The sequence below is a fragment of the Gaoshiqia hydrogeniformans genome (assembly GCF_049347105.1).
Classification (GTDB): Bacteria; Bacteroidota; Bacteroidia; order Bacteroidales; family Prolixibacteraceae; genus Gaoshiqia; species Gaoshiqia hydrogeniformans.
This window is the reverse complement of record NZ_CP186334.1, coordinates 3,447,547-3,474,406: the sequence shown is the minus strand read 5'-3', so window position 1 is coordinate 3,474,406 and position 26,860 is coordinate 3,447,547. Positions and strand designations below refer to the sequence as shown.

20 protein-coding genes are annotated in these 26,860 nt (G+C 45.6%); 10 read left to right on the top strand and 10 right to left on the bottom strand.

Going from position 1 to position 26,860, the window contains the following annotated elements; translation table 11 throughout:
- Positions 1-2: 2 nt before the first annotated feature.
- Genes ACOIT5_RS14055 through ACOIT5_RS14045 form a run of 3 tightly spaced genes read left to right on the top strand, consistent with a single transcriptional unit; the run spans position 3 to position 2,916 of the window.
- Positions 3-1,043 carry an aldo/keto reductase gene (locus tag ACOIT5_RS14055; protein ID WP_423126787.1) on the top strand — a complete coding sequence of 347 codons (1,041 nt, stop codon included), beginning with the start codon at positions 3-5 and terminating at the stop codon, positions 1,041-1,043.
- Between the two features lie 11 nt (positions 1,044-1,054).
- Positions 1,055-1,882 carry an amidohydrolase family protein gene (locus ACOIT5_RS14050; protein ID WP_423126786.1) on the top strand — a complete coding sequence of 276 codons (828 nt, stop codon included), beginning with the start codon at positions 1,055-1,057 and terminating at the stop codon, positions 1,880-1,882.
- Between the two features lie 17 nt (positions 1,883-1,899).
- Positions 1,900-2,916 (top strand): zinc-binding alcohol dehydrogenase family protein, encoded by a 1,017-nt coding sequence (locus ACOIT5_RS14045; RefSeq protein ID WP_423126785.1) that lies wholly within the window; start codon positions 1,900-1,902, stop codon positions 2,914-2,916.
- Between the two features lie 130 nt (positions 2,917-3,046).
- Here ACOIT5_RS14045 and ACOIT5_RS14040 read toward each other — a convergent pair whose 3' ends face one another.
- Positions 3,047-4,330: a gliding motility-associated C-terminal domain-containing protein gene (locus ACOIT5_RS14040; protein WP_423126784.1), complete on the bottom strand. Its 1,284-nt coding sequence runs from the start codon at positions 4,328-4,330 to the stop codon at positions 3,047-3,049.
- A 312-nt stretch (positions 4,331-4,642) separates the two neighbouring features.
- On the opposite strand from ACOIT5_RS14040, the gene ACOIT5_RS14035 reads away from it, so the two are divergent.
- The 6 genes from ACOIT5_RS14035 (at position 4,643) to dnaJ (ending at position 11,616) form a co-directional block, all read left to right on the top strand.
- The gene (locus tag ACOIT5_RS14035) at positions 4,643-6,955 is read left to right on the top strand and encodes an ATP-dependent helicase (protein WP_423126783.1); all 2,313 of its coding nucleotides are present in this window, start codon (positions 4,643-4,645) and stop codon (positions 6,953-6,955) included.
- A gap of 182 nt (positions 6,956-7,137) precedes the next feature.
- Positions 7,138-7,749, top strand: a complete 612-nt coding sequence (locus tag ACOIT5_RS14030; RefSeq protein ID WP_423126782.1) for a DUF4290 domain-containing protein — start codon at positions 7,138-7,140, stop codon at positions 7,747-7,749.
- A 14-nt stretch (positions 7,750-7,763) separates the two neighbouring features.
- Positions 7,764-9,071 (top strand): UDP-N-acetylglucosamine 1-carboxyvinyltransferase, encoded by a 1,308-nt coding sequence (gene murA, locus ACOIT5_RS14025; protein ID WP_423126781.1) that lies wholly within the window; start codon positions 7,764-7,766, stop codon positions 9,069-9,071.
- Between the two features lie 89 nt (positions 9,072-9,160).
- Positions 9,161-9,685 carry a TlpA family protein disulfide reductase gene (locus tag ACOIT5_RS14020; protein WP_423126780.1) on the top strand — a complete coding sequence of 175 codons (525 nt, stop codon included), beginning with the start codon at positions 9,161-9,163 and terminating at the stop codon, positions 9,683-9,685.
- A 161-nt stretch (positions 9,686-9,846) separates the two neighbouring features.
- On the top strand, positions 9,847-10,434 hold the full coding sequence (locus ACOIT5_RS14015; protein ID WP_423126779.1) for a nucleotide exchange factor GrpE: 588 nt from the start codon (positions 9,847-9,849) through the stop codon (positions 10,432-10,434).
- A gap of 21 nt (positions 10,435-10,455) precedes the next feature.
- Positions 10,456-11,616, top strand: a complete 1,161-nt coding sequence (gene dnaJ / locus ACOIT5_RS14010) for a molecular chaperone DnaJ (RefSeq protein ID WP_423126778.1) — start codon at positions 10,456-10,458, stop codon at positions 11,614-11,616.
- A gap of 116 nt (positions 11,617-11,732) precedes the next feature.
- On the opposite strand, the gene ACOIT5_RS14005 is transcribed toward dnaJ, so the two are convergent.
- From ACOIT5_RS14005 to ACOIT5_RS13965, 9 genes are all read right to left on the bottom strand, one after another.
- Positions 11,733-13,532, bottom strand: a complete 1,800-nt coding sequence (locus tag ACOIT5_RS14005) for a DUF4998 domain-containing protein (RefSeq protein ID WP_423126777.1) — start codon at positions 13,530-13,532, stop codon at positions 11,733-11,735.
- A 22-nt stretch (positions 13,533-13,554) separates the two neighbouring features.
- Positions 13,555-14,853 (bottom strand): DUF4959 domain-containing protein, encoded by a 1,299-nt coding sequence (locus ACOIT5_RS14000; protein WP_423126776.1) that lies wholly within the window; start codon positions 14,851-14,853, stop codon positions 13,555-13,557.
- Between the two features lie 71 nt (positions 14,854-14,924).
- Positions 14,925-16,904, bottom strand: coding sequence for a RagB/SusD family nutrient uptake outer membrane protein (locus tag ACOIT5_RS13995; RefSeq protein WP_423126775.1), 1,980 nt, complete (start codon positions 16,902-16,904; stop codon positions 14,925-14,927).
- A gap of 18 nt (positions 16,905-16,922) precedes the next feature.
- Positions 16,923-20,300: a TonB-dependent receptor gene (locus ACOIT5_RS13990; RefSeq protein WP_423126774.1), complete on the bottom strand. Its 3,378-nt coding sequence runs from the start codon at positions 20,298-20,300 to the stop codon at positions 16,923-16,925.
- A gap of 167 nt (positions 20,301-20,467) precedes the next feature.
- A complete protein-coding gene (locus tag ACOIT5_RS13985; protein ID WP_423126773.1) occupies positions 20,468-21,439 on the bottom strand; it encodes a FecR family protein in 972 nt (323 codons plus the stop codon).
- Positions 21,440-21,504: 65 nt separating this feature from the next.
- Entirely contained in the window at positions 21,505-22,059 is a 555-nt protein-coding gene (locus tag ACOIT5_RS13980; RefSeq protein WP_423126772.1) for an RNA polymerase sigma factor, read from the bottom strand.
- 200 nt (positions 22,060-22,259) lie between these two features.
- A complete protein-coding gene (locus ACOIT5_RS13975) occupies positions 22,260-23,093 on the bottom strand; it encodes a sugar phosphate isomerase/epimerase family protein (protein ID WP_423126771.1) in 834 nt (277 codons plus the stop codon).
- A 6-nt stretch (positions 23,094-23,099) separates the two neighbouring features.
- A complete protein-coding gene (locus ACOIT5_RS13970) occupies positions 23,100-24,536 on the bottom strand; it encodes a Gfo/Idh/MocA family oxidoreductase (RefSeq protein WP_423126770.1) in 1,437 nt (478 codons plus the stop codon).
- 47 nt (positions 24,537-24,583) lie between these two features.
- The gene (locus ACOIT5_RS13965) at positions 24,584-25,684 is read right to left on the bottom strand and encodes a glycoside hydrolase family 88/105 protein (protein WP_423126769.1); all 1,101 of its coding nucleotides are present in this window, start codon (positions 25,682-25,684) and stop codon (positions 24,584-24,586) included.
- Positions 25,685-26,205: 521 nt separating this feature from the next.
- Here ACOIT5_RS13965 and ACOIT5_RS13960 point away from each other — a divergent pair.
- A complete protein-coding gene (locus ACOIT5_RS13960; protein WP_423126768.1) occupies positions 26,206-26,853 on the top strand; it encodes a DUF4956 domain-containing protein in 648 nt (215 codons plus the stop codon).
- Positions 26,854-26,860: the final 7 nt, after the last annotated feature.

Below are 26,860 nucleotides of genomic sequence, written 5' to 3'. Positions count from 1 at the left end.
ACATGAAAATGAGATATCTGGGAAAAACCGGTTTGCCCTGTCCTCCGATTATATACGGAACAAGCTACCTGGGAAACCTTTACCGGGAATTAAGCGAGGCTGAAAAGCTGGCTTTAATGCAGGAATGGTTTAAGGTGGCTGAGGGCCGGGTGATGATTGACAGCGCCGGAAAATATGGCGCGGGCCTCGCGCTGGAGGTGATTGGCCGGGGCTTGCAACAACTCGGAATTGATCCGGGACAGATTACCATTAGCAACAAGTTAGGCTGGTACAGAATTCCGCTCGAAACAGAAGAACCAACATTTGAACCGGGCGCCTGGGCCAACCTGAAATATGACGCCATTCAAAAAATCAGCTACCAGGGTATTCTGGAATGCTGGCAACAAGGTTGTGAATTACTGGGGGGAAGCTATCTGCCGGAACTGGTTTCGGTACACGATCCGGATGAGTATTTGCTGGCCGCTGTTGACAAAACCGACCGGCAAAAACGGTTTGACGATATCCTGGGCGCTTACCAGGCCCTATTCGAACTAAAGGCAAGAGGCGAGGTGAAGGCTGTTGGCATTGGATCGAAAGACTGGCTGGTCATCCGGGAACTTTATCAACAGGTAAAATTTGACTGGGTGATGCTGGCCAACAAGTTTACCCTCTACCATCATCCCAAAGAAATTGTTGACTTCATGAGAAAGCTGGATGAAGATGGAGTCGGCATCATCAATTCGGCCATTTTTAATGCCGGATTTTTAACCGGCGGAGATTATTTTGATTATCGGCCAACCAACCCCGATAATGAAACAGATAAACCATTATTTGCCTGGCGGGAAAAGTTTTTTGCGGTTTGCAAACAATTTGACATCGCCCCCGGCGATGCCTGTTTAAAGTTTGCCATGTCGGCGCCCCAGATTGCGGCGGTAGCGCTTAACCCGAGTAAACCACACCGGATGGCGCACAACCGGACTGTTTTGAATGAAGAATTCCCGACTGACTTCTGGAAAGCGTTAAAGGCAAACGGCATCATCGATGCAGCATATCCCTACCTGTAAATTCTGAGGCTATGATTATTGACACCCATCATCATTTCTGGAACTACAATCCCGTTGAGTTTGGCTGGATTGACGACGATATGGCGGCCATCCGGAAGAACTTTCTTCCGGCTGATCTCAAAGCAAGCCTTGATACAAGCGGGGTCGATGGTGTTGTTTCGGTACAGGCACGCCAATGTTTGGATGAAACAGACTGGCTGTTAAAATTGGCTTCGAAAAACGATTTTATAAAAGGAGTTGTCGGTTGGCTGCCCCTGGCTGATGAAAATATCCGGCAGGTACTGGAAAAATATGCCGCTCATCCCTGGCTGAAAGCTGTTCGCCACGTGATCCAGGGAGAAGCTGATCCGGAGTTTATCCTGCGGCCGGATTTTAACCGGGGCATTTCGTATCTGAAAGATTACGGGCTGGTTTACGATATCCTGATTTTTGAACATCAGCTACCCAATACCATCCGTTTTGTCGATCAGCATCCCCGGCAACAGTTTGTCGTGGACCATGTTGCCAAACCGAAAATAAAAACAAACGAAATACAGGCATGGCGTAAAAACCTGAATGAGCTGGCTAAACGCGAAAATGTGAGCTGTAAGATCAGCGGGATGGTTACCGAGGCCGACTATGAAAACTGGACCGAAGAACAACTTCACCCCTATTTTGACGTAGCGCTCGAAGCATTTGGCCCTTCGCGTTTGATGTATGGCTCCGACTGGCCGGTTTGCCTTGTAGCCACCAAATACGCCGATTGGCTCGCACTGGTAAAAAAAGCAATATCGGGTTTGAGCCGGACCGAGCAGGACCTGATTTTTTACCGGAATGCTGTCAGAACTTATCAACTTTAACGATTCAATTTAAAAAAATGAAAGCAATAGAAATTACAAAACCGGGCAAAATGAAACTGGTGGAACGCAACAAGCCACAAGCCGGAAAAGGAGATATTCTTTTAAAAATAACCTATGTTGGATTTTGCGGGTCCGATTTAAGCACTTACCTGGGTAAGAATCCGTTGGTTCAGTACCCGCGGATTCCGGGACACGAAATTTCTGCGGTAATCGAAGAAACAGGAGCAGAAGTTCCGGCCGGCTTCCGGATTGGGCAACCGGCCACTGTTGTGCCTTACACCAATTGCGGACAATGCACCTCGTGTAAACAAAAAAGATTTAATGCCTGTCGTTACAACCAAACGCTGGGTGTGCAACGCGACGGCGCCATGACGGAATACATCGCTGTTCCCTGGCAAAAAGTGTTGGTCGATGATGAATTATCGGCCATACAATTGGCGCTGGTCGAACCGATGACCGTGGGCTTTCATGCCATCGATAACGCAAAAGTTACCGACCTGGATACCGTGCTGGTTTTTGGTTGCGGAATGATTGGAAGCGGCGCCATTGTCAGGGCAGCTTTGCGCGGCGCCACCGTTATTGCTGTGGATATTGACCATTCGAAGCTGGAAACCGCAAAAAAATTAGGGGCCAGCTACCTGATCAATTCCCTGGAGCAAAACCTGCACGACGAACTGGAACGGATAACCAACGGGAACGGCCCCAGTGTTGTAGTTGAAGCCGCCGGAAACCCGGTCACCTACAAATCGGCAATTGAAGAGGTCGCATTTGCCGGGCGCGTGGTTTGCATTGGCTATGCCGGAAATGATGTTTCTTTTTCAACGAAGCTGTGGGTGCAAAAGGAACTGGAAATCAGGGGTTCACGCAATGCCAACCCTTCTGATTTTGAAGCGGTAATCAAATACCTGAAAAACAGCGGGCTGGATGAAAACCTGTTGATTTCTGCCATTGTAACACCAGAAGACGCTCCCTTAACCATGCAAAACTGGTCGGAAAATCCCGGTAAAGTTTTGAAGATATTGGTGCGGTTTTGATGATTTAACTTCAAATCATTCTTCTTTTAGTTTTACGAATCCGACAGGATTGCGCGGTTTGGCAGCAAGTTTTTGCTTCATAGCCAGTTTTCGGAAAGGGCCAGGTATTTGCAACCTCAAACTGCGGAGCCTATTTTTCCCTGAAAAGGTGTACAAATCCGTGGGCATTACGTTTCTTATCGTCCCTGCCCTGCCCTTCAATGACGTAGTAATACACGCCCGGGCTGGCATAACGCCCGCCAATCCGGCCATCCCAGACTGACTCGGTTACAGAATTTTCAAAACCCTGAATATTATTGCGTTCCCATGAGAATACCTGCTTCCCCCAGCGGTTGAATATTTTAACACTGATCTTTTTCAACGATTGATACTTTACCACAAACTCATCATTATCACCATCGCCATTGGGAGTAAATACGTTTGGAACGTCAACAAATGACGTGTCGGCAACAAGATAACCATCGAGGTAAACCGTGTCGGTACAAATGCCGCCGTCCGAATGTTTGGATGCCACCAGCTTTACCTGATAGATCCCCGAACTTTCGTACACATACACGGGGTCTGAGTCAATCGCTACATCCATGATACTGTCTGAAACCACCCCGTTACGGATAGCTTCCAATTTCATCTCATCCAGATCGCGAAAAAAGAACCACTGGTACTGATCGGCATTTTGAGACTGGTTGGTAAAAGTCACCCTTAAAGGGGCTTCTCCTTTTAGCGGATTGGCAGAAAAAGCAGCTTTCGGCACAATCGACTGGTAAGGAACCGTTACGCTGACTTCACAGCCAAAACGATCGTAAACCGTTAACCGGTAATCGGTATTTTGGGTTGGCGGGTCAAAAATCTGAGGGTTTAACACCGTAGCTTCCAGCACGCCATTGACTTCCCATCGAACTTTAACATCTTTAAAAACCTGTAATTGGCTTCCTGTCGCCAGGTCATAATAAGTCAAATCAGTCCCTTCAAATGCGCCCTGCAACTGAAAATACTCGCAGGTTGACTCCGAAATTTCGGCTGTTGCCGAGTAACCATTGTTAAACACCCAGGCCGTATAGGTTTCGTTGTTACCGCCCGAACTGATCTGGACCCGGTAAGCTCCGTCCGGCAAACTGTTTACGGTGGACGATGAACTGCCCGGGTTGTCGGTTTCGTAAGCATCAAACAAACCGGACGCGGGATTGTATTTCGTCCACTCGAACAAGGCAGCCCCACCGCCCGGATAGGTGGCAGTAAGCGACGCAACCGTCTCGTTGGGAGATGCGCAAAAGATATAGATCTGGTCCTGGGGGCCCGAGCTGTAGGCCGTTGTTGTTTCACCGTCGGCCACAGCCGATAGCTGCCCGTATGAAAATGAACTGATCAAAATAGCCGAAAGAAGCAGAAAAATGTAATTTCTTTGTTTAAAATCCATATTGAAGATGGTCTTAAGAAATCTGACAATACAATATTAACGCATAAAATTGATTTATCTTTTGCAGCCTGTTGTTTTTTTAATTCGAACAAAATACAGATGAATCATTCGATGTAAAAACTAAAATTACTGCCTGAATGTTGTTGAAAACTATACATGCAGGGAACAGCTATTCTTAAAAATAGATTTTACTTTTGAACTTTATTTTGAAAAGACATAACATTTCATCGAATATTGTTAAACTTTTACAGGAAAAACCGGCCGGAATCGATTGAGAAGATTGAATAAACGGTGACTTTGATAAGGACAGGCATGAATTATTTGGACGAATTAAACGAAGCTCAACGCAAAGCAGTAGTCAATATTGATGGCCCGTCGCTGGTAATTGCCGGCGCCGGATCTGGAAAAACCCGCGTATTAACCTACCGCATTGCACACTTACTCAAACAGGGAGTTAAACCCGGAAGTATTTTGGCGCTCACCTTTACCAATAAGGCCGCCAAAGAAATGAAAGAACGAATCGCATCCATCGTTGGGCAAAACACCGCCCGTAGCCTCTGGATGGGTACATTCCACTCCATCTTTGCCCGCATCCTGCGTACGGAAGCGGAACTGATCGGATTTCCTTCAAACTTCACCATTTATGATTCGGCCGATTCAAAAAGCCTGCTCAAAACAATCATCAAAGATTTGCAGCTGGATGATAAGACCTATAAACCCAATGTGGTGTCCGGCCGCATTTCATCAGCAAAAAACAGCCTGATTACCCCGGTGGCCTATCAGAAAAACGGACAAATTGCCGAATATGACCTGAGTATCCGGATGCCCCGTATCGGCGAGATCTACAAAGAATACGACCGGCGCTGTATATTGGCCGGCGCCATGGATTTTGACGACCTCTTGCTGAGAACCAACATCCTTTTTCGCGACCACAAGGCAACACTCGAAAAATATCAGCATCGGTTCGACTACCTGTTGGTTGACGAGTACCAGGATACCAATTTCGCCCAATACCTGATTGTAAAAAACCTGGCAGCCCTGCATCAAAACCTTTGTGTTGTTGGCGACGACGCCCAGAGTATCTATTCTTTCCGGGGAGCCCGGATCGAAAACATCCTGAACTTTCAGAAAGATTACCCGAATCACCAGATATTTAAGCTGGAACAAAACTACCGGTCGACCCAAAACATTGTCAATGCAGCCAACAGCATTATTGCCAAAAACAAGCGACAAATCCCCAAAAATGTCTTTTCTGAAAAGAATCCGGGAAACCTGATTAAAGTTTTTTCAGCCTTAACCGACAACGAAGAAGGCTACCTGGTAGCCAACGAAATAAGCGAAACCCGCATGCGCCTGCATTACCGCTACGAGGATTATGCCATTCTTTACCGGACAAATGCCCAGTCGCGTATTTTCGAGGAGGCCTTGCGAAAACGCAACATCCCTTATAAAATTTACGGCGGCCTTTCATTCTACCAGCGGAAAGAAATCAAAGATTTACTGGCTTATTTTCGTTTGGTGATCAACCCAAAAGACAACGAAGCGCTGAAACGGGTCATCAATTATCCTGCCCGGGGAATCGGAGACACCACCCTGCATAAACTGGAACAGGCAGCCTTGTCTGAAAGCATCAGCATTTTTGAGATCGTTTCAAAAAGCAGCCGCGAGAACCCGGCCGCCTTAAACAAAGGAACCATCAGCAAACTGATTGAGTTTTCGGCCGTCATCGGCCAGTTTTCGGAGCTCGTTGCAACCACCGACGCCTATGATCTTGCCGGATCGATTGCCACGCAAACCGGTATCATGAAAGACCTTTACCGCGACCAGACACCCGAAGGACTCAGCCGTTTCGAGAATATCCAAGAACTGCTTAACGGGATCCAGGAGTTTACCATCAACGCCCGCGAAGAGGGATTACCCAACTCCCTGGCCAATTATATGGAAGATGTCGCCCTGCTAACCGACCAGGATACCGACAAGGACACTGACCGTGACAAAGTGACACTGATGACAGTCCATTCATCCAAAGGACTCGAATTTAAGAATGTATTTATTGTGGGGATCGAAGAAAACCTGTTCCCGTCGGCCCCTATGGGCTCGAACCCTTCAATTGAATCGTTCGAAGAAGAACGCCGCCTGTTTTATGTGGCGCTGACCCGGGCCGAAGAAAACGCCTATCTGAGCTTTGCCAAACAACGATATCGCTGGGGAAAACTCGACTTTTGCAACCCAAGCCGTTTTATTGCCGAAATTGATCCCGCATACCTGATTATGCCCGAAGAAAACGGATTTGGCTTCGATCAGGAACTACCGGCCGCCCGCACAACGCAAAATTTTGGCAAAAACCCGGCCTTCCCGGCCAATCGTCCGGTTATCGAAAATCAGCAGTCGATCAGTGAAAAACTGGTAAAGCTTCGCGAAGCAAAAAAACAAAGCCAAACGATCGACGGTGACGACCCCCGCGATATACAGCCGGGGATGAACGTGGAACACCAGCGATTCGGACAGGGAAAAGTCCAGCAGGTTGAAGGAACATTTCCGAACCTGAAAGCTACCGTATTTTTTCCGAATGCCGGTCAAAAACAACTATTGCTGAAATTTGCAAAACTCCGGATCGTTCGCTAGCATCCCGGGGATCATGCCAAAAAGAAACGACAATTTAAGTTTTTCACCGAAAAGGTTTGACAGCTAAATATTTTAAGTTAGATTTGCAGCAGAGAATCACTTTCGCTGCTGATGATCAACTTTTATTACCGAAACTGCTCAACCTTAAAGGGATATTCAACATTTTATTAGATATTTTTTAGATGGATTATAATTCAAACCGGAAAAAAATGCCTCTTCCCGAGTATGGGAGGAATCTTCAGAATATGGTCGATCATGTACTGACCATCGAAGACAGGGCTGAAAGAAATCGTGCTGCCAGAACTATTATTGATATCATGGGCAACATGTATCCGTATTTACGCGACATCAACGATTTCAAACACAAACTATGGGACCACATCGCGATTATGTCCGATTTTCAGCTCGACATTGATTATCCGTACGATCCTCCCAAACGGGAAACATTCAATGAACCCCCCAAAAGGATTCCATACACAACAGGCGCCATCAAGCTGCGCCATTACGGGAAAATACTGGAATCACTGGTCGACAAAGCCTCGGCCTTTGAAAGCGGCGAGGAAAAAGAAATCCTGATCAAGTTGTTGGCTAACCACATGAAAAAGAGCTACCTTGTCTGGAACAAAGATACAGTTGACGATGAAAAAATTTACCAGGACCTGGCAATTCTTTCCCGGGGGCACATTAACCGGTCTGATCTCTCGTTAACGGAGACCAAGGATATTCTTTACCGGAACCGGAAGAAAACAACCGTTGCCGTTCGTAATCAGAAAAAACACCGCAAACACGATTAACACCTTTTACAGGAATGGCAACATTTCAAATCGAGGGAGGCATAAAACTAAACGGGAAGCTTGAGCCCCAAGGCGCCAAAAATGAGGCGCTGCAAGTCATCTGCGCCACCCTGTTAACAAAAGAAAAAGTTACAATTTCCAATATTCCTGAAATCAGTGACGTATTAAAGCTGATCGAAATTCTGACCGGGCTGGGAGTAAAAACCGCTCGTCTGGCAAAAGGCGTTTATTCTTTCCAGGCCGATGACCTGGATCTGGCTTACCTGAAAACAGCAACCTTTGCGACCCAGGCCATCAGCCTGCGCGGTTCAATTATGATTGTTGGCCCCCTGCTGGCCCGTTTCGGAGAGGCCTGCATCCCTCAACCCGGAGGAGATAAGATCGGGCGCCGCCGCCTGGACACCCACGTTACCGGATTGCATAACCTGGGAGCAGAATTCATGTACGATGCAGACAATCATTTTTACCGTGTCAAGGCCAAAAGGCTCTCCGGAAAATACATGCTGCTCGACGAAGCATCGGTAACCGGCACCGCAAATATTCTGATGGCTGCCGTGCTGGCCGAAGGAAAAACCACAATTTATAACGCGGCCTGCGAACCTTACCTGCAGCAGCTGTCGTCCATGCTGGTTTTAATGGGCGCTAAAATCAGCGGAATTGGCTCCAACCTGCTTTATATTGACGGCGTGGAAGAGCTAAACGGGTGCGAGCACCGCATTCTGCCCGACATGATTGAAGTCGGCAGTTTCATCGGTCTGGCCGCCATGACCGGGTCGGAAATTACCATCCCCAATGCCGGAGTCAGTCACCTGGGCGTCATCCCCGATTCATTTAAACGACTGGGAATTAACCTGCAAATAAAAGGTGATGATATTATCGTTCCGGCCCAGGATGAATATGAAATCGAAACCTTTATTGACGGCTCCATCATGACCATTGCCGACGCTCCCTGGCCCGGACTGACTCCCGACCTACTCAGTATTTTTCTGGTCGTTGCCACGCAGGCGAAAGGTAGTGTGCTCATCCATCAAAAAATGTTTGAGAGCCGCTTGTTCTTTGTGGATAAGCTGATCGACATGGGAGCCCAGATTATCCTGTGCGACCCGCACCGGGCTACCGTGATCGGGCTGAATAAAAAACACCTGCTGCGCGGCACCACCATGTCGTCGCCGGATATCCGTGCCGGTGTAGCCTTGTTAATTGCCGCTTTATCGGCCCAGGGAAGAAGCCGGATTTTCAATATTGAACAAATCGACCGGGGATACGAACAAATTGATGTCAGGTTGAATGCCATCGGCGCATCCATTAAACGGATTGATTAAAACGGCCGTTTTGTTAAAAATTTTAAATCAACCTGTTCATATTGCGCCATTTTTCTTATACTTGCTGCCAGATGATTAAAACACACAAAATGAAAAAGAAGATAGTTGCTCTCCTGGTCTTATTTATAGGATTAATGAGCCAGGTAAACGCCGGGAATGATGTAAAAACAGGAACAAACATAGGAGATAAAGCTCCCGAGATTGCCGAACAATCTGTTAACGGAGAAGAATTAAAACTTTCATCCCTGAAAGGAAAAGTCGTTTTAATTGATTTTTGGGCTTCGTGGTGCGGCCCTTGTCGCCGGGAAAATCCAACCGTGGTTGCCGCCTACGAAAAATTTAAAGATAAAAAGTTTAAAAACGGAAAAGGGTTCACGGTGTACAGCGTATCACTCGACAAAGCCAAACCAGCCTGGGAAAAAGCCATTGCCGACGACAAATTGGGTTGGGAGTACCACGTCAGCGATTTAAAAGGTTGGTATGCCAAATATGCCGCCGTATATGGTGTCAGGAGTATCCCGGCCAACTTTTTAATTGACGGGGACGGTATGATCGTCGCGAAAAATCTGCGTGGGCCAAACCTGGAGCAGGCGCTGGAAGAATTAGTGAAGTAAATTCAGGCAAATCAGATAAACGAACAGGCAGTACCCGGGTGCTGCCTGTCATTTTTTTTAATTTTGGCAGTTCTCTCAGAAAAACGATGTCAATTTGTCCCTAATTGACCGATGGCAATATTTTTGTGAGCGAACCTGTGGTAATGTAAAATTTCATGAAAATGGCAGAAGAAAAAACGATAAATGATCAGGCAAACGAACCCGAATTGAACGAAACACAACAAGCGCCTGAAAATGAGCAACACGAACAGAAAAAGGAAGCAACAAAAGATAAAAAACAGAAAAAAGATCAGGCTCGCGAACAAGTGGAGAAACTGGAAAACGAACTGGCAGAAATAAAAGACAAACACATCCGTTTGCAGGCAGAATTTGACAATTTTCGCAAACGCACATTAAAAGAAAAGATGGAGCTGATGAAATCGGCAGGCGAATCTGTCCTGATGAACATTCTGCCGGTAATTGATGATTTTGAACGGGCGCTTACAGCATTCCGCGAGATTGAAGACGAAAATCCTCTGAAGCAAGGTGTAACCCTGATTTACAACAAGTTCCAGGACTTTCTGAAACAAAACGGGGTCAAAGAAATTGAAGCAAAAGAAAAAGATTTTGATACCGATTTGCACGAGGCCATCACGAAAATACCGGCGCCAACCGAAGAGCTTAAAGGGAAAATTGTTGATGTGGTTCAGAAAGGATATTTGCTAAATGAAAAAGTGATTCGCTTTGCAAAAGTGGTGATTGGCGAATAGGCAGAATAAACCCCAAAAAGCATGACAAAAAGAGATTATTACGAAATATTAGGCGTTGGCAAGGATGCTTCGGCTGAAGAAATAAAAAAGGCATACCGCAAAAAAGCCATTCAGTATCATCCGGATAAAAACCCCGGGAACAAAGAAGCGGAAGAAAAATTTAAAGAAGCCGCTGAAGCATACGAAGTGCTGAGCAACCCGCAAAAAAAGCAACGGTATGACCAGTTTGGACATGCCGGCATGGGCAATGGCGGGGCAGGCTTCAGTCAGCACGACATGTCGATGGACGATATTTTTTCCATGTTTGGGGATATTTTCGGTGGTGGTTTTGGAGGCGGATTCAGCGGTTTTGGCGGTTTTGGCAGTTCGCGCAGCCAGGGAAGGCGCGTTCACCGGGGTTCCGACCTTCGGATAAAAGTCAGCCTCACCCTCGACGACATTGCCAATGGTGTTGAAAAGAAACTGAAGGTTAAAAAATATGTAGCCTGTAGTCATTGTCATGGCACAGGCGCCGAAAAAGGGTCCGATTACGAAACCTGTTCCACCTGCCGCGGCAACGGGCATGTCACCCGGATTACCAATACCCTGCTCGGGCAAATGCAGCAAACAACCGTTTGCCCCACCTGTAACGGCGATGGCAAAATGATCCGCAACAAATGTATACACTGTCAGGGAGAAGGCGTTGTCCGCGAAGAAGAAGTGATTCCGGTACGTATTCCGGCCGGTGTGGGCGAAGGCATGCAACTGAACGTTTCGGGCAAAGGAAATGCCGGACGGCGCGGAGGCGTAAACGGCGACTTGCTGGTGGTAATCCAGGAAGAATCGCACCCCGACCTGATCCGCGACGGAAACAACCTGATATATAATCTGTTTCTGAGTATGCCCGATTTCATCCTGGGCACAACCGCAGAAATACCCACGGTCGACGCCAAAGTAAAAGTCAAAATAGAACCCGGCACTCAGCCCGAAAAAATTCTTCGTTTACGGGGGAAAGGGCTTCCCGATGTGAATGGGTACGGAAAAGGCGACTTATTGGTGCGCATCCACGCCTGGGCCCCGAAAAAGATTACACCCGAAGAACGCAAAATGCTCGAGAAATTGCAACAATCGCCCAGCTTCCAAAATACGCCGGGAGCAGGTGATAAAAATTTCTTTGAAAAAATGCGGGATATGTTTGAATAAAATACGCGATGACAATGGAAAAAAGAGGCTGCGCTCCAGGGCGTGGCCTTTATAATTTCCTTGTTAAAAGAGGATGAGACCAATTGGCCTCATCCTCTTTTATTTGGACTAATTCTTTAGTCTTTTGTAAACCTGATGTCTGCCAGATATAACACGATCTGTTTATTTGCGTCATATGTAAACGATCCAGGCTCGTGTCCGATGTTAAATACGATAACCCGGTTACGGCGATTCGAAGTGTCACCGCCATCGTTTGGTGTCATATTAATGGCATACTCCCGCCACTCAGTCTGAATTTGATTGGTCTGGATCCAGTTTGACTGTGATTGCGAAACGTCCCAGTTCTGTTGTCCGTAAATACTGTTGTTACCGAAGTTCCACATGTAGTTCATCGGACGTATCCAGGGTTGCAGGAATACGTTGTTGCTCCCCGTCATCAGTGTTGCAGAAGTTCCACAGAACATTTTAAATCGAAGTGTTTTATACCGCTGATTATCATAGCGGTATTCTTTAGGAAGACACATCGCCATTGAGGCACTTCTCATACGGATAACGCATTTGTATATATTGCTGCCGTCACTTTGAATTAACTGTTCCAGGTGCAGATCCACCGATTCCCCGTTCACGACTTCGTTGTGAGGGTCAAACTTGCCAATATCGGTAAAACCGTTCCTTGGAAGGAAGTCTCCCGAATAATAGGGGTACATCTCCCAGTTATTGTCAACTACTTTACCGTTAACGAAAAACTGAGGAGGAATGAATGCGACATCAGGATAGAGCGGATCATTATCCGGTACCAGCTCTACGACCCCGTTCGCAACATAGGGAGCAAGGATATCATCCAAAGCCAGGGAACGAGGAATGTAACGAACGTGTGTTAACTGTCCTGATTCGAGCAGGTCGGTCAGAGAAGCAATACTCGAAATTTTAATATCATTTGGTTTCTCTACCCGGAGCATAAATGGATGCCAATCTCCTCCCCCGCATTGTGTTTGTATCCCGTTACGATTGTACATCAAGGTAGGCAAAACATTTTGCAGTCCCTCCCCTGTTAAATCAAGCGAAGTCAGATTCGGAAAATAAAACAAATCCTGGAACGTTGTCGTGTGGAGCGGATACGTCAGTTTCGTAATCGACTGTACCGCAGCTGCAGTGAAGGTTGTGATGCCGTTTGCCTGGAGAATTGCGATTTCAGACGGAGAGAACGGGGTATTTGACGTGGGTATATTGACCATAATTGGTTTCGATACAATAACGGTATCGAGAATCTTTGTTCCATCACTCTGGATGGGGACAACCTTGTAATCCACATTAATCGTCAGTAGCTGTCCTGCTGCCAGATTACCGCAATAGAAACGTGGAGTCTCAACTGTTCCGCCTTGCTCAGTCCCATCCTTGTCTGTGTACTTATAGGTCAGACTCTGGTATTCCATAACAACAGAGTTCAGTCCATTCGGCCACTCCACAACCAATGCAGAGGGAGATACAGCCATCTTTGGAGAGGCAATACCCACCAGATCCCTGTCCAGTTGTGTGAACGGGATTAAGGCGATTTCCTGAGCAACTGAATTATTACCATAATCATCTTCCGTATATATGCGGAACCGGTATAATTTAGCTTCGGTAAGGCCGGTGATGTTCACCCACGAACAAACCGAGTCAATGTAGTGTTTCTCTCCACCATATTCAACCACCGTCTTTGAAGCTTTTCCAAGATGGAGCTGGCTGGATGGAATACGCCCGGCTTTCATCAGATCGATTTCAACCCGTTCATAACCAATATATCCGACAACTGTATCAAATCTGGCTGGATAAATCACTTCACCCGCATACTTTTCAATGTTATCATATTGTCCTTCGCACGACGCAAACCAAAGCGCCGTAATTGCGAATAAGAAAAATATTAAATTTCTCATCTCAATGTTTTAATGGTTTTACTTACTCGACTTTCTTCCCGAAAAGTGTTAATTCAGACATACAATTCGCACTAGTCGACGAATAGTTGTCATCAAAGCAGTGCAAACCTTCATACCTGAACCATCGGGTAGGCCGCGTGTACTGGGGATCATCAGGAAAGAAATAAGCCATATCACCCGCTTCGCCCAGCCGAACAAACTGCAGATCATTTACTCCCTGTGGAATAGGTGTCCGTTGGGTGGAAATCGTATCCCACTTTTCGGTCTCGTCATTGAAGACAAACAGACGAAATTCTCCGCAATTCTCACTCCGATAGTAGTGCCCCCTCGCAATATTGGCTAGTCCGCCGGAATGGCGTTGCACGGTGACAACACGACTGAGCTGATAGTAGTCTCCCAGATCAATGATGATGTTCCATGGCATATTTCCATCGCGGGAAAATCCGGTACGTCCACGTCCCCCGGTATGGAAGAAGTTAAGGTTGTCACCCCGGTCAATAATCCCATCGATCAGTTTCGACATGCGTCCTTCGAGGTTGTCGCCGAACATAGCCGGGACTCCTGTATTAATTACCCGTCCGTTTACTGATACTGTCGAGTCGTTCGCATTTGGTATGATCCATTTCTTTTTGTCCAGCTCTACATCCTCCAGGAGACTTAGTTGTCCAAAAGGCATTTGTTCAGTACTATTGCCATACTGGTCTTCAACACGAATACTTACCTCGATCGGCTCGTCAGGTTTCAAATACAAATCTTCGATAAACTTACGTTCAACCTCTTTATTTGACGAAAATACTGCTACATGGTCATTAAATTGACCATCCTTGGTGTATTTGAAGGAGATATAAACATTAACAATCTGCCCAAGTTCATTTACCCAGTCAACCAGGAAAGAGCTGAAGCCAGGTTTTACAGCCAGGCTTGCTGCTACCCGGGTTATGGTAGGTTCCAGCGGAGTGATCTCCTGCTCGATAACTTCAGAACGATTGCCTGCGCGGTCGACAGCATAAATCTTAATCACCTTAGGGTCGGTACTGCCCAGCCCAATTACGTCAAGTGAATCGGAATAAAAAGAAGAGGTAAAGAAAAATGTCTTTCCCTGTGAATTTGTATATTCACCATTAACACTTAGCAGATCCTCATCCGGCGGAATGGTGTAGAAGAATCGGGCACCGCCATATAACGGTTCCCACCGGTTTATGGTCGGTTTTCCCGGCGGGACAGTGTCGTTCCCCATCGTTTCGAACCGCATGCCTTCTTTGCAGGCGCCGAGCCCTATGAGCAACAGCACCCACATCATCAGATATGTTTTCGCGTTCATACGCTTGTCTGTTTTAATTTTTAAATCAATCATCTTTAAGATACTAAAATATTCAGATACTCCAAGCTCCTCTACCATCCAGGGTTTTGGGTCAACTTACCATTGGTATTCAATTCGTTCAAATCAATTGGCCACAGGTAATCACGGGTAGTGAATCGCCGGGCTTGAACAACACCTAAAACGAAGAAAGTAGAAGGAGCAGTCCCCTTATAATACCAACCCTGAACGGGAGCAGAAAATTCGATATGTGCACGTTTATGCCTCAACATATCCCAGAAATGAATACCCTCAAAGGCAAGTTCAACACTTCGTTCCTCCAGTATAATCTTCCGCATACCAACCTTGTCTCGGTGTCTGTTCACCGTACGGGCCAACGCAGGATCCGACCAAACCTCTTCCACATTCGGAATACCTGCTCTTTCCCTGACCAGATTAATGGCAGCCCATACTTCCTGGTCAGGCTGATCCTTGATCTCGTTCAATACTTCTGCTTTCATCAGGTAAAGGTCGCCCATCCGAATAATAGGATACGGGAACTTAACCTGACGCTGCCAGTTAGATGACCGCGACTCCGGGTGCACCAATTTCTGAATACCAATACCCGTACAAAAAAAGTCAGTGGCATTCACACTCGGGTTGTATCCACCGTTGGTTCCCTGCATCATGTAAACCGGTATAATTTCGAAGTGTGACCTGAAGTAACCTCCCGTAACGCCTAAGTTGGCGTAGAAACGTGCTTCACGGTTCATATACAGATTAATTGTAGGCTGATTCGGCTGCATCAGCCCTGCTATCGTCGGGTAATCAGGATCTTCAACACCAGGCGTCAGATAAGCATCGAGCCGCGTATTGTAATTAAAAGTCAGGTCTTCTTCGATCGGCAATCCATTCGCTGTGTAATAACGCTCGGCCATGCTATAGGTTGCCCCCAACCACTGCCATGAAAAGCCCGACGCATTGACGTCCCCTTCAAAACCAGCCGGCAGCCGGATATTCGTGGCGTGCGCCAGTTCACCCTGGTTGTAAATATCAACATTGGAATTGGCCCATAGCAGTTCCTTGTTCCAGGGGTCAACAATCAACATCCGCAAATCGTAGTAGGTTTTCATCCGCTCAGGATTAAGCGCATAAAAAGCCCTGTCTTTCACATACACTTCTTTTTCATAATGATACAACCCCTTACCGTTCCGTTCGGCAACATCAATGGCCGTGTTGATCGCAACAAGAGCTTCCTGCCACTTTATCTTTGTCCGCTCGGCTGAATCATCTACCGGGAAAAATGGTTGTCCGTCGGTCGGATCGTAAAAATCGCCGAAGAACTCCTTGTTCCCGCTGTAAAAAGGACTCGCCCTGAAGTAAAGTACCCGTGCTTTAATTGCCGTGGCAGCGATCTGATCAAGTTGTCCCAAGTTGTTTTCTTCGGCCCTTTCAACCAGGTTAGGTATGGCCGCATCCATCAGCCCGATGATGTAGTCGAAACAGTCTTCCACTTTGGACCGGGCCTTAAATAATTCATCTGACATGGCGTCCGGTCGGATCACCTCGTCGGAAATAATAATCGGCCCGTATTTCTGTAACAACAGAAAATGATAGTATCCCTTCAGGAAAGAAGCCTGAGCCTTCCAGTCAGCTCGTTCATTATCTGCCAGATTTCGCGTGCCATCAATATACTGAAGAAAAACATTCGTCGCGCGAATGGCTTCGTAATAACGACGGCCTCCCCCTGTGCCCGACCAGTTACCCAGCAATGGGTCGCCAGTAGTCTGTAATCCCCTCATGATACGTTCTGCTCGCAACTGACTGGTAGAGTTCTGAACAGAGGCGTCAATCCGCCCAATATATTCGTCTCCCAATTCCCACATTGTTTGATGGGCATTCGGATCGTTTGGAAGATAGCTGTAAATCTTTGCCAAAGCATTGAAGGCATCTTCTTTTGTGGCATATATGTTTTCCAGCTTCAGCGTATTGTCCGGCACAACATCCAGATACTCAGAACATGAAGCCAGCAGAAAAGCTGCAACTATCCATATTGTATAACTAAATCCTTTCATATAATTTCGTTTTATAGATTAAAAATCTAATTTGACACCGACGTTAAACCTTCTATTGGGCGGATAACCGATACCCTTGCGCCCCATTTCAGGATCCCAGTATTTGAATTTACTAAGAACAAACAGGTTTTCACCGGTCACATAAACCCGGCAGTTTTCCAGTTTGATCTTCTTTACAGGAAAGTTGTAACCCATTTCCACATTTTTCAACCGGATGAAAGAAACATCACGCAACCACCATGAAGACTGCTGAAGATTATTGTTGATCGTGGTGGTCGATAATCTTGGCCAGAATGCGTATGGATTTGGGTTTGTTTCGCTCCAGTAATCATCGGCAATAAATGGCATAGCATTACGATTACCAACCAACGGCGCGATACCTTCGGCTCCATCATTACCACCACCTACGCCCGGGTTGATGAACATCGACACGCGCGCGTTACCCTGGAAAAAGAACGACAGGTCAAATTTCTTATATCCAACAGATAAACCGGCACCAATCTGGATTTCCGGGGAAGTAGGATGTCCCATTGGTACCCGGTCGTTTGAGTTCACAACGCCATCACCATTAACATCCTTATATTTGATATCACCAGCCATATATTCGCCAAAGTCCTGATGGGGTGAATTGTCAATTTCGGCCTGGTCTACAAATAAACGTTCGCCTATGAGCCCCCATCCCTGATTAATATTATGCCCCTTTCGTTTTAAATACTCATCAGGATAGTTTTTCTCATCCAACTCAACATATTTATTAGTCGAATAAGTAAAGTTCCCCCGGCCGGTCAGCCAGAAATCCTTATTAAACTGATGTTCGATGTCAAGCGACGCGTCAATCCCGTGCGATTCCACCTTCCCCACATTTCCGCTGATGGAAGCCTCAAGCCCTGCTGAACTGGGAAAATTTTCGCGAACCATGTAAATCTTATCGCGGCTATCCTTGAAAAAATCGACCTGGAATCTCAACGATTCATTCTTGAACAAACTTAGCTCGAGCCCTGCATTATATTTCGTCGAAACTTCCCATGTAATATTGGGATTGGCATAACGCGAAACCGTGTAGCCATCATAGGAGTTCATAAAGGTGTTACCCCAGCGGTAAGAACCTCCGCCGAGACTAACGTCTGACAGGAAGAAGAATCGTCCTTCACGTCCTGATATAGCATCATTCCCGCCTTGCCCCCAGCTGAACTTCAATTTAAGCGCACTGATCATATTCTTATACGGTTCAAAAAACGTTTCATTGGACACAAGCCATCCTGCCGCCAAAGCGGGGAAAAAACCGAATTGCTTGCTCCCGGAGAATTTTTCTGAACCATTGTAACCATATGAAAAATCAACAAAATAGCGGCTGCCATAATCATATGTTACACGACCTGACACACCGAGATTTTTTTCAGGAAGCGTATAATAAATCGAAGAACTGTTACCTCCTGTAACCAGGTTCTCCTGAGCTATGGCAACTGAAGTAAATCCAACTTTGTGTTTCCCAAATTCACCATTCCAATTAAGAATCCCTTCATAGTAGTATTGTCCGCTGGCATCACGACCGGGCTGAACATCTCCCAGGTAAGCCTGCCCAGAGGTTGGATTCAGTGCAAATAAGGAATATTCGCCGGTAATCTGATTAAAGTTCTCCAGCGCGTAATAGTAGGGAGAATAAGTACGGCGACTGGTATATTTACCCCAACTGTTAGCAGAGGCTTTCAAACTAACTTTCAGTCCTTTAACAACGAAATCCAAATCCTGGGAGAGTGTGACCTGAGCCGTGATGCTGGTCTCGTTCCGGTCCTCGTAACCCCTTACCATACTTGCATATGGATTCACTTTTACCGAACCGCCTATCAGCGTACTTCCAAACAAAACATGCTCGGTATATTTGTTTGCTTCATCAGGCTCGTAAGTAAAAGGGAAATCAACCGGATTTGACCACATAATCTGACGGTAGATTTCGCTTGCACTCTCATACGGACCGGTATAACGCTCAAAACGACCCGTGATCCTGGTGTCTAAGGTTGTAGTTGGAGATAGTTTAAAGATAACGTTACTCCTGACATTTGTGCGGGTAATATCAATGTTGTTATTGAAATTGTTGCGTTTATCCACCTTCAGCAAGCCCGTTTCATGCTCCATTGTTCCAGACACATAATAGGTCGCAACCTTTCCACCTCCCGAGATGTTCAGGTTAACCTTTTCGTTAACTGTCGATTTATTAAAAAGAGCGTCATACCAATATACATTCGGATAAATCATGGGATAATCACCCCGCATGGTCGCCTGTATCTTCTGTTCGTCATAGTAGGCACCCAACAGCGGATTACGCGTAATCTGCGCCTCATTGTACAGGCGCATATACCTGACTCCATCAAGAAACTCAATCTTGCGGGTTGGCATCGCCATGTTTACGTCACCCCTGACACTGATCTTTACCGCTCCTTCACGTCCGGCTTTTGTCACCACCGAAATGATCCCATTGGCGCTTCGGGCACCGTACATAACGGTTGCCGAAGCATCCTTCATGACAGAGAAACTCTCAATGTCGTCCGGCTGCAATCGGGCAAGATCATCGGTGGTCGATTCAAAACCATCGATCAGGATCAAAGGCGAGGTCTTATACCCGAATGTGGTCACACCACGCACAAAAAACTGTGCATTGTCGGCGCCCGGCTCACCTGTAGTCTGATAAGAAATGATACCGGCAATTTTTCCGGCTAAGGCAGTCGTCAGATTCGATGCCGGAACCCGAAGTTCGGCGACATTCACAGTCGAAATCGACGCCACTACACTCTCCTTCTTTTGCCGGCCAAAAGCGACGACCGTTACATCGTCAAGCTCCTGTGCCTTTTCTCTCATCTCCATATTGATCACCTTTTGAGCTACGACTTCTACTGTTTCTGGTTCCATCCCGATAAAAGAAAAAACCAGCTTTTCTCCCCGATTGGCTTCAATGCTGAAGTTACCATCTCCATCAGTAGTCACACCTCTGGTAGTACCTAGGATCGTAACAGTTGCTCCAGGCAAAGGTAATCCTGATGAGTCGGTGATGACTCCTTTGATGATATTCTTCTGAGGCTGAGTTCCAGGTTTTTCACTTTCGGCCGCCGGATACACAAGAACCTGTTTGCCGACTATCTTAAATGAGAAATTCGACTGCTTTAAGGCTTCTCTCAAAACATCTTCGACGGAACCGGTCTTGATATTCACATTGATTTTCAAATCATCTTTGACCAGATCGTTGTTGTAAAGAAACTTGTAGTCTGATTGAGATTTAATCTGTTCAAACAATTCTTTCAGGGTAGCCTGCTGAACATTGATATCTAGCTTAGCTCCCTGCGAATAAGAGTTTGCACGCACATTCAGAACAAATAGAATAGTGAGCAGCAATGTTAATTTCATAATTAACAAAAGTTTAAATGGTTTACCCTTGGGATAAACCTTCCATACATTGTTTTTTTTCATAAATTTGTAGTTGTTAGCGATTAGACCGTTAATTCGTTAATGCGTTTTTAGACAACGGAAATGTGACCGCATTTTCGTTGTCTTTTTCTTTAGATAAGCTTTTATTACATAGGCTTTTTATTTTTTGTGATTACATATCCCTTTTCAGTTGTTTGGTATTCGAGCTGTGCACCAACACTGAAAAACTCTAAGATTTGTTCAAGGGTTTCAGATTCAAAATCAGCCGTAAACTTCATACCTCCTACATTTTCATCGGGTATTAAGATTTCTTTGCCAAACTTTCGTTCCAACTTACGCGCAACTTCAAGCAGCGACTCATTATAAAAAGAAAGTTTACCAAATCGCCACGAGTCAAGCGTCGAGTCCGGTTTATTAACTTTGTTGATATTTGAAGTATTCTTGTCATACGAAACCTCATCTCCGGGAACCAGCCTCATGCTTTTTTTCAGTTCTTTAAAATCCAACTCGATACTGCCGTGTGACAAATAAGTACCAACAACCGGTTCATTCGAATGATCACTCACCAAAAATCCAGTTCCCAAAACTCTTACCTGAACATGATCTGAATGAACGATAAACGGATGTTCCTGATCGTGCTTTACATTAAAATAAATTTCACCATTCATAATCACTTCCCGCAATCTCCCTTTAAATTTCTTCGGATATCTAAGTGAGGATTGTGTGTTCAACCAGACCTTCGAACCATCAGGTAACTCAACCAACTTTACTTCACCGGTTCCGCTAACCACTTCAATCAACTGAGCATTTTCCCGGATATAATAATACGCAATGCCGCTGACAGACAGGGCTAGTAAAACTGCTGCGGCATATTTTACAGCCCTCATCAAAAAAGGAGGTTCCGACAATTGTCCTAATTTAATTTTTTCGTGTGTCCTTTTCTGAATATTTCCCGAATTCCAAACATTGGGTTTCAGTCTGTTCCAGAACAAATCAATCCAATGAAACAGCTCCCTGGTTTCAGAATTTTGTTCTAACTCCTGTTTGACGATCTTGCCATTCTCTTCACCCGAATAATAATCTGAAATTTTTCCAAATAACTCTTCTTCGTTTTCCATTTTATTTTTAGTGTCTTTCAAAATATAAAGACGCCGGATTTAAAAAAATGGACTAAAAAGATTTTTTATTTTTTTGAAAAAAAGAACAGAAAAAGATTGGCGCGCGTAATACGACCATCTTTTTTTCTGGATACGCCTAAATCAGAACAGATCTTTTCAAGCGCATAAGCGACATGATTTTTTACGGTAAGAGGAGAAATTTCCATGATCTCAGCAATCTCTTTATACTTTAAGCCATTCATTTTGGCTAAACTAAATGCCATTTTACATTTTGCTGGGAGTGACTCAATGGCCTTGTTGATCTGACTGATGACCTCTGCATCAAACACCTGGGATTCATCGTTTTCAAGAGGTGTAAAATAATAATCGCTGACGTCTTCGATACGAACAATCATCATTTGCTTACTCTTTCGTACATAAGAAATACTGAGGTTCCGGGCCGTTATAAACAGGTAAGATTTAATATTTTGAATGGATAAAAAGTGAGCTCTGTTATTCCAGATTTTAACAAACACATCACTCACCAACTCTTCGGCAGTTTCGCTGTTATGAACAATTCCGCGAACAAACAGGAACAGATCGTCGGAATACAAACTCATCAGTGTTTGTAGGCCGTTCATGGTCAGCAATCCATTTTGTTGTTCAACGTTTATCATTGCCCGAAGTTGAAAAATGTTTCCAAATGTAATAAAATATACAAACCATCATCAAGCAAAAGCTGACCGATCTTTTAAACTACCCATGCCACAGTCAACAAATAAGGAGGCTCCGGGAGGGCCTCCTTATTTGTTGACTAAAAAATTCTATTTCTTCAGAAGAACTATTCTTTTGTAGTGGCAATCACTCCTCTGAAATAACCGATAGATTCGGCAATTCCCATAAATGGATGATCCATGTTTTTTTCGTGCTCCAAGCTGCATACTCCCGTGTAACCCACTTCGCGTAACATCCTTACAAAAGCCGGAAAATCAATGATCCCGCGGCCAATTTCCAGCGAGTAACCCAGCTTGGTATCTCCGGTAACATCTTTAATGTGAATGTCAAATACCCGGCTGTGGTATTTCTTTAAATCGGCAACCGGATCTTTCCCGTTGCGGGTATCATGCCCGATATCCAGGCACATCCCCATACGCGGATCCAGATCTTTAACATTTTTCCAGACATCATCGGCATCAGGATATAATGCGATATCGGGTCCGTGCAGGTGAATGGCATAATGAAATCCGTATTCCTTCACTTTTTGATCTACGTAAGGTAACAATTCGTAGTTGGGTACGCCAACGATTAACTTCACCCCTACCCGCCTGGCATATTCAAACGCGCGGTCGACCTCCTGCTCCGACTTCATATAAATCGGGCCGACAGCATAACCGGTCACCCCGTAATCGTTCAATTTGGCATGAAAAGCGGCAATCTCTTCATCGCTACTGTTAAAGGGAAGATGAAAATCTTTGATACACAGGTAATGAACATCGGCACGCTGCATGGTTTCGAGCGTTTGGTCCAGGTCAAATTTCACAAAGGTATAACCGGCCATCCCAACCTTGAATAATTCGCCGGTTTCAGGCGCAGCTTGCTGTCCCGGACGTTCCTGTCCGAATGCGAAGGAGATCGCTGTAATCCCCAACAACAGGGAAATCATTTTTTTCTTCATCGTTTTTTACAGTTTATAGTACTGCTCCCAATCTTTGCGGGGAGGCGTGCCCACCAGCAGTTGGTTAGCCAGTTTATTATTGGTAATCTGTTTGGTTTTGCGGTCGAACAAGAGTTTTGTATTGAGTTGCTGGGCCAAAACTCCCAGGTTGAAAACCTGGCTTAACGGACCGGCAATTTCGAATGGAGAACGGCAGGCTTCCTGACCTTTGCAGGCCAGCAGGAAGTTGGCATAGTGGTTGGACGGGCTTACCAGGACTTCGGGTAATTTTCCTTGCATATCCTTTGCTTTCTCTTCAGGAATAATGGAAAGCGTACTTCCGTGTGAGCCACCCTTGAAAATGAGATCCTTACTGTAAATAATCTTTCCCGGGTTCAGCTTGGCCGGCTGAATTTTCCCGGTGCTTGGCGGCGGAATATTTGGGTCAAGCTCGGACACGCCGTAACCTTCGGGCACTGCAGGTATATTGTTCACGCCATCGTACCAGGTAATTTCACAGGCCGGCATTTTACCCCGTTTCGGAAATTTAAACGACAAGGTGGACGACATGGGAAAGAAAAACGGGTTATGGCCATCCAGTTTTACGGCGTCAATCTCGTAAGGCAGACCTAAATCGAGAAACTGATGGGCCGTATCGATGATGTGTGCTCCCCAGTCGCCCAGGGCGCCCATGCCAAAGTCGTACCAGCATCGCCACTGGCCGTTAACAAAATCCCGGTGATAATCGTGATGCCGGGCAGCCGACAGCCAGGTATCCCAATCCAGGGTTTCCGGAATGGGCTCACCATCGGGGAATTTGGTGATCCGGGGATCCCAGCCGTGCCAGCGACGTGAATTATTCATATGAGCAGTGATGGCTGTCACATCTTTAATGATCCCGGCCTCGGCCCATGCTTTAAACTGAAAATAATTTCCTTCGGAATGCCCCTGGTTCCCCATTTGGGTGGCTACCTTATACTTTTTAGCCGCCTTCATCATCAGTTCAACCTCGTTGAAAGTGCGGGCCATTGGTTTTTCAACATAAACATGTTTGCCCAGGCTCATTGCCAGCATGGTGATCGGAAAATGGGCATGATCGGGCACACCAACCGAAACAGCGTCAATTTGATTAGCCATTTTGTCAAACATCACCCGGAAATCCTGAAAGCGCGGCACATCAGGAAACTTTTGCATGATTTTCTGTGTATGCGGCGCTCCCATATCCACGTCGCAAAGAGCTACAATATTGGCTAATCCGGTATCGTACAGGGCTTGGATGATCTCGCCGCCGCGATTGCCGATTCCGCAACAGGCCAGGTTAACACGTTCGCCGGCCGCGGCTAGTTTCGAAAGCGGCATGACAGCCCCCGACACGGTTTTGACGAGGATCGTCGGAAACGCGGAAGCAGCTGTCAGGGCAAGACTTTTCTTTAAAAATGAGCGTCTTGAATTATTCAGTTTCATTGGCTTAAAATTTAGATTTTTATTTTTACGAAGATAAAACTAATCTTTTACCATTCAATTTTTATGACTTCACTGCCGGCCAGTAAAAATGCGCCTGTGCCGTAAACTTCCCAACTTTCGGCTGTGAAATTTTTCCGGGGATCGGCTCCGATCGGCTGGCACCATCCAACTCGGCCGTCGGGCTGAACCAGGCTATTCAAACCAATCCAGGCTTTCCGTATTACCGGAAGATACTTGTCTTTATCCAGCAGTCCCCGGTTAAGCCCCCATGCCAGGGCATAAGTAAAAAACCCCGAACCGCTTGCCTCTCCTCCCGGATAAGCATCAGGATCGAGTAAACTGGCGCGCCACAAGCCGTCTTCCCGCTGTAAGCCGGCAATCCGGGCTGACATTTCAAGAAAGATTGTCTCATAAAACGAACGGTTCGCGTAATCCTGCGGCAGTTCTTCAAGCACCCTGACCAAACCGCCCATGACCCATCCATTCCCACGCGACCAGAATATTTTTTGCCCGTTTGCTTCACGTTTTGGTTCAGACCAGTTCAACTGATAACTTTTATCCCGTGCAAACAAGTCCTCGTCCTGGTCATACAGCAGGTCGTAACATTCCTTAAATAACCGGTCATTGTATTTTAAATACCTGTCGTCGTCGAGGGTTATTCCCAGTTTGACCAATGCCGGAGGCGCCATAAAAAGGGCATCGCACCACCACCAGGTAATCGGGCGAAGCGGCTCCTGAACCGGATATGATGTTGCCATAAACTCATCCATGGTCTGCCGAAAAGGGTCAATCATTTTCGGATTGCCGGTGATTCTGTAAACATCAATGTACGTCTGGCCAATTGCATGGTCGTCGGCATGTGTGAGGCGCGGACCGGCTTTCCACTCGTTCGCTTCACCCATTTCGAGCAAAGCTTTCCATATTTTTTTTGAACCGGTTGTTTCGTAGGCGGCAACTACCCCGGCGTAAAATGCACCGTTCGTCCAATCATACAATTCATGTTTCGGATGATCCAATTGCCAGAAAGTGGCTTTCAACATGGTTTTTTTGATTTGTTTCGCAGCAAAAATCTTATCTGAAGGACTTGTCCCAAACGAAAAAGAGATGAGAAAAAAGAAAAAAAGCGAGCTAATAACAGTTCTTTTCATATTCTATTGATTTAGGTTTTACAGAAGTCAAATATAATCATTTAGTGCAATCGATTGCAAGAATCAAAAAAATTTAAGCGTTTCTCATCCATTAGTCCCGTAAAAACAGGAATCTGTAATAAAAATCAGACAGGCAAATGAAAAAACAACAGTTAATCTTTATCTTTAGCCCATTCAAAACAAGTCTTTTCTGAAGTTCAACCCGACATAAAAACATTGTCTGCCAAGACAATACAAAAACAGAAGATTTAACTTCTTTTTTGTTACTCATGATCGAAAAGCCGTCTAACCAGCGGCTTTTTTTATAACCTGTCTTTTAAATTCGTTTGATAAGAAAACCGTCAACAATGTTTTCCCGGGTTTCTCATTTTTTTCAACAAAGAAAGTAGGGTAACTCATCCGTTCTCAGGATATAAGTAAAAAAATTGTCAATCTTAACATGCGTATTATGAAAAAAACAAACCGCCCGTTCGGATCCACCACAGTTATTCAGTCGTTTAATCTCAATTAAATAAAATGCCATGTACCTTGAGACGTCTCTCGAACAAATCGCACCTCATTATTTGTTATTAATTTACTTCGGGTTCAATTTTTTAGTAACCGGAATTATTATCCGCTATTTTTATTACCGAAAAACACAGCGGCGCGACTATCTGTTCACCTTTCTGATGGTTAGCGCCACCATCTTCCTGATGGTTTACCTGCTCGAAAGTGTTAAAATTAAAATCGGTTTTGCTCTCGGCCTGTTCGCGATTTTCGGGATTCTTCGTTACCGGACCGATACACTGCCGGTGCGCGAAATGACTTATCTTTTTGTCATCATCGGCATTTCGGTGATTAATGCCCTGAGCAACGGAACAAACAGCCATGCCGAAATTCTGATTACCAACTGCATTTTTCTGTTGCTGGTTTGGGTGATGGAAACCAATCACCTAATCAGGCATACCGCATCAAAATTTATTATTTATGAGAAGATTGATCTGATAAAGCCGGAAAACCAGCAAAAAATGCTCGAAGATTTACGGGAACGAACCGGATTGATGGTACAGCGTTTCGAGCTCGGGCAGATCAACTTTAAAAAGAAAATTGCCTTTGTGAAAATCTATTACCCGGGCAATGGCGAAATTAACACCGCCGACAACATAAAAGAACTTCAATCCATCAGTTAATCCGATT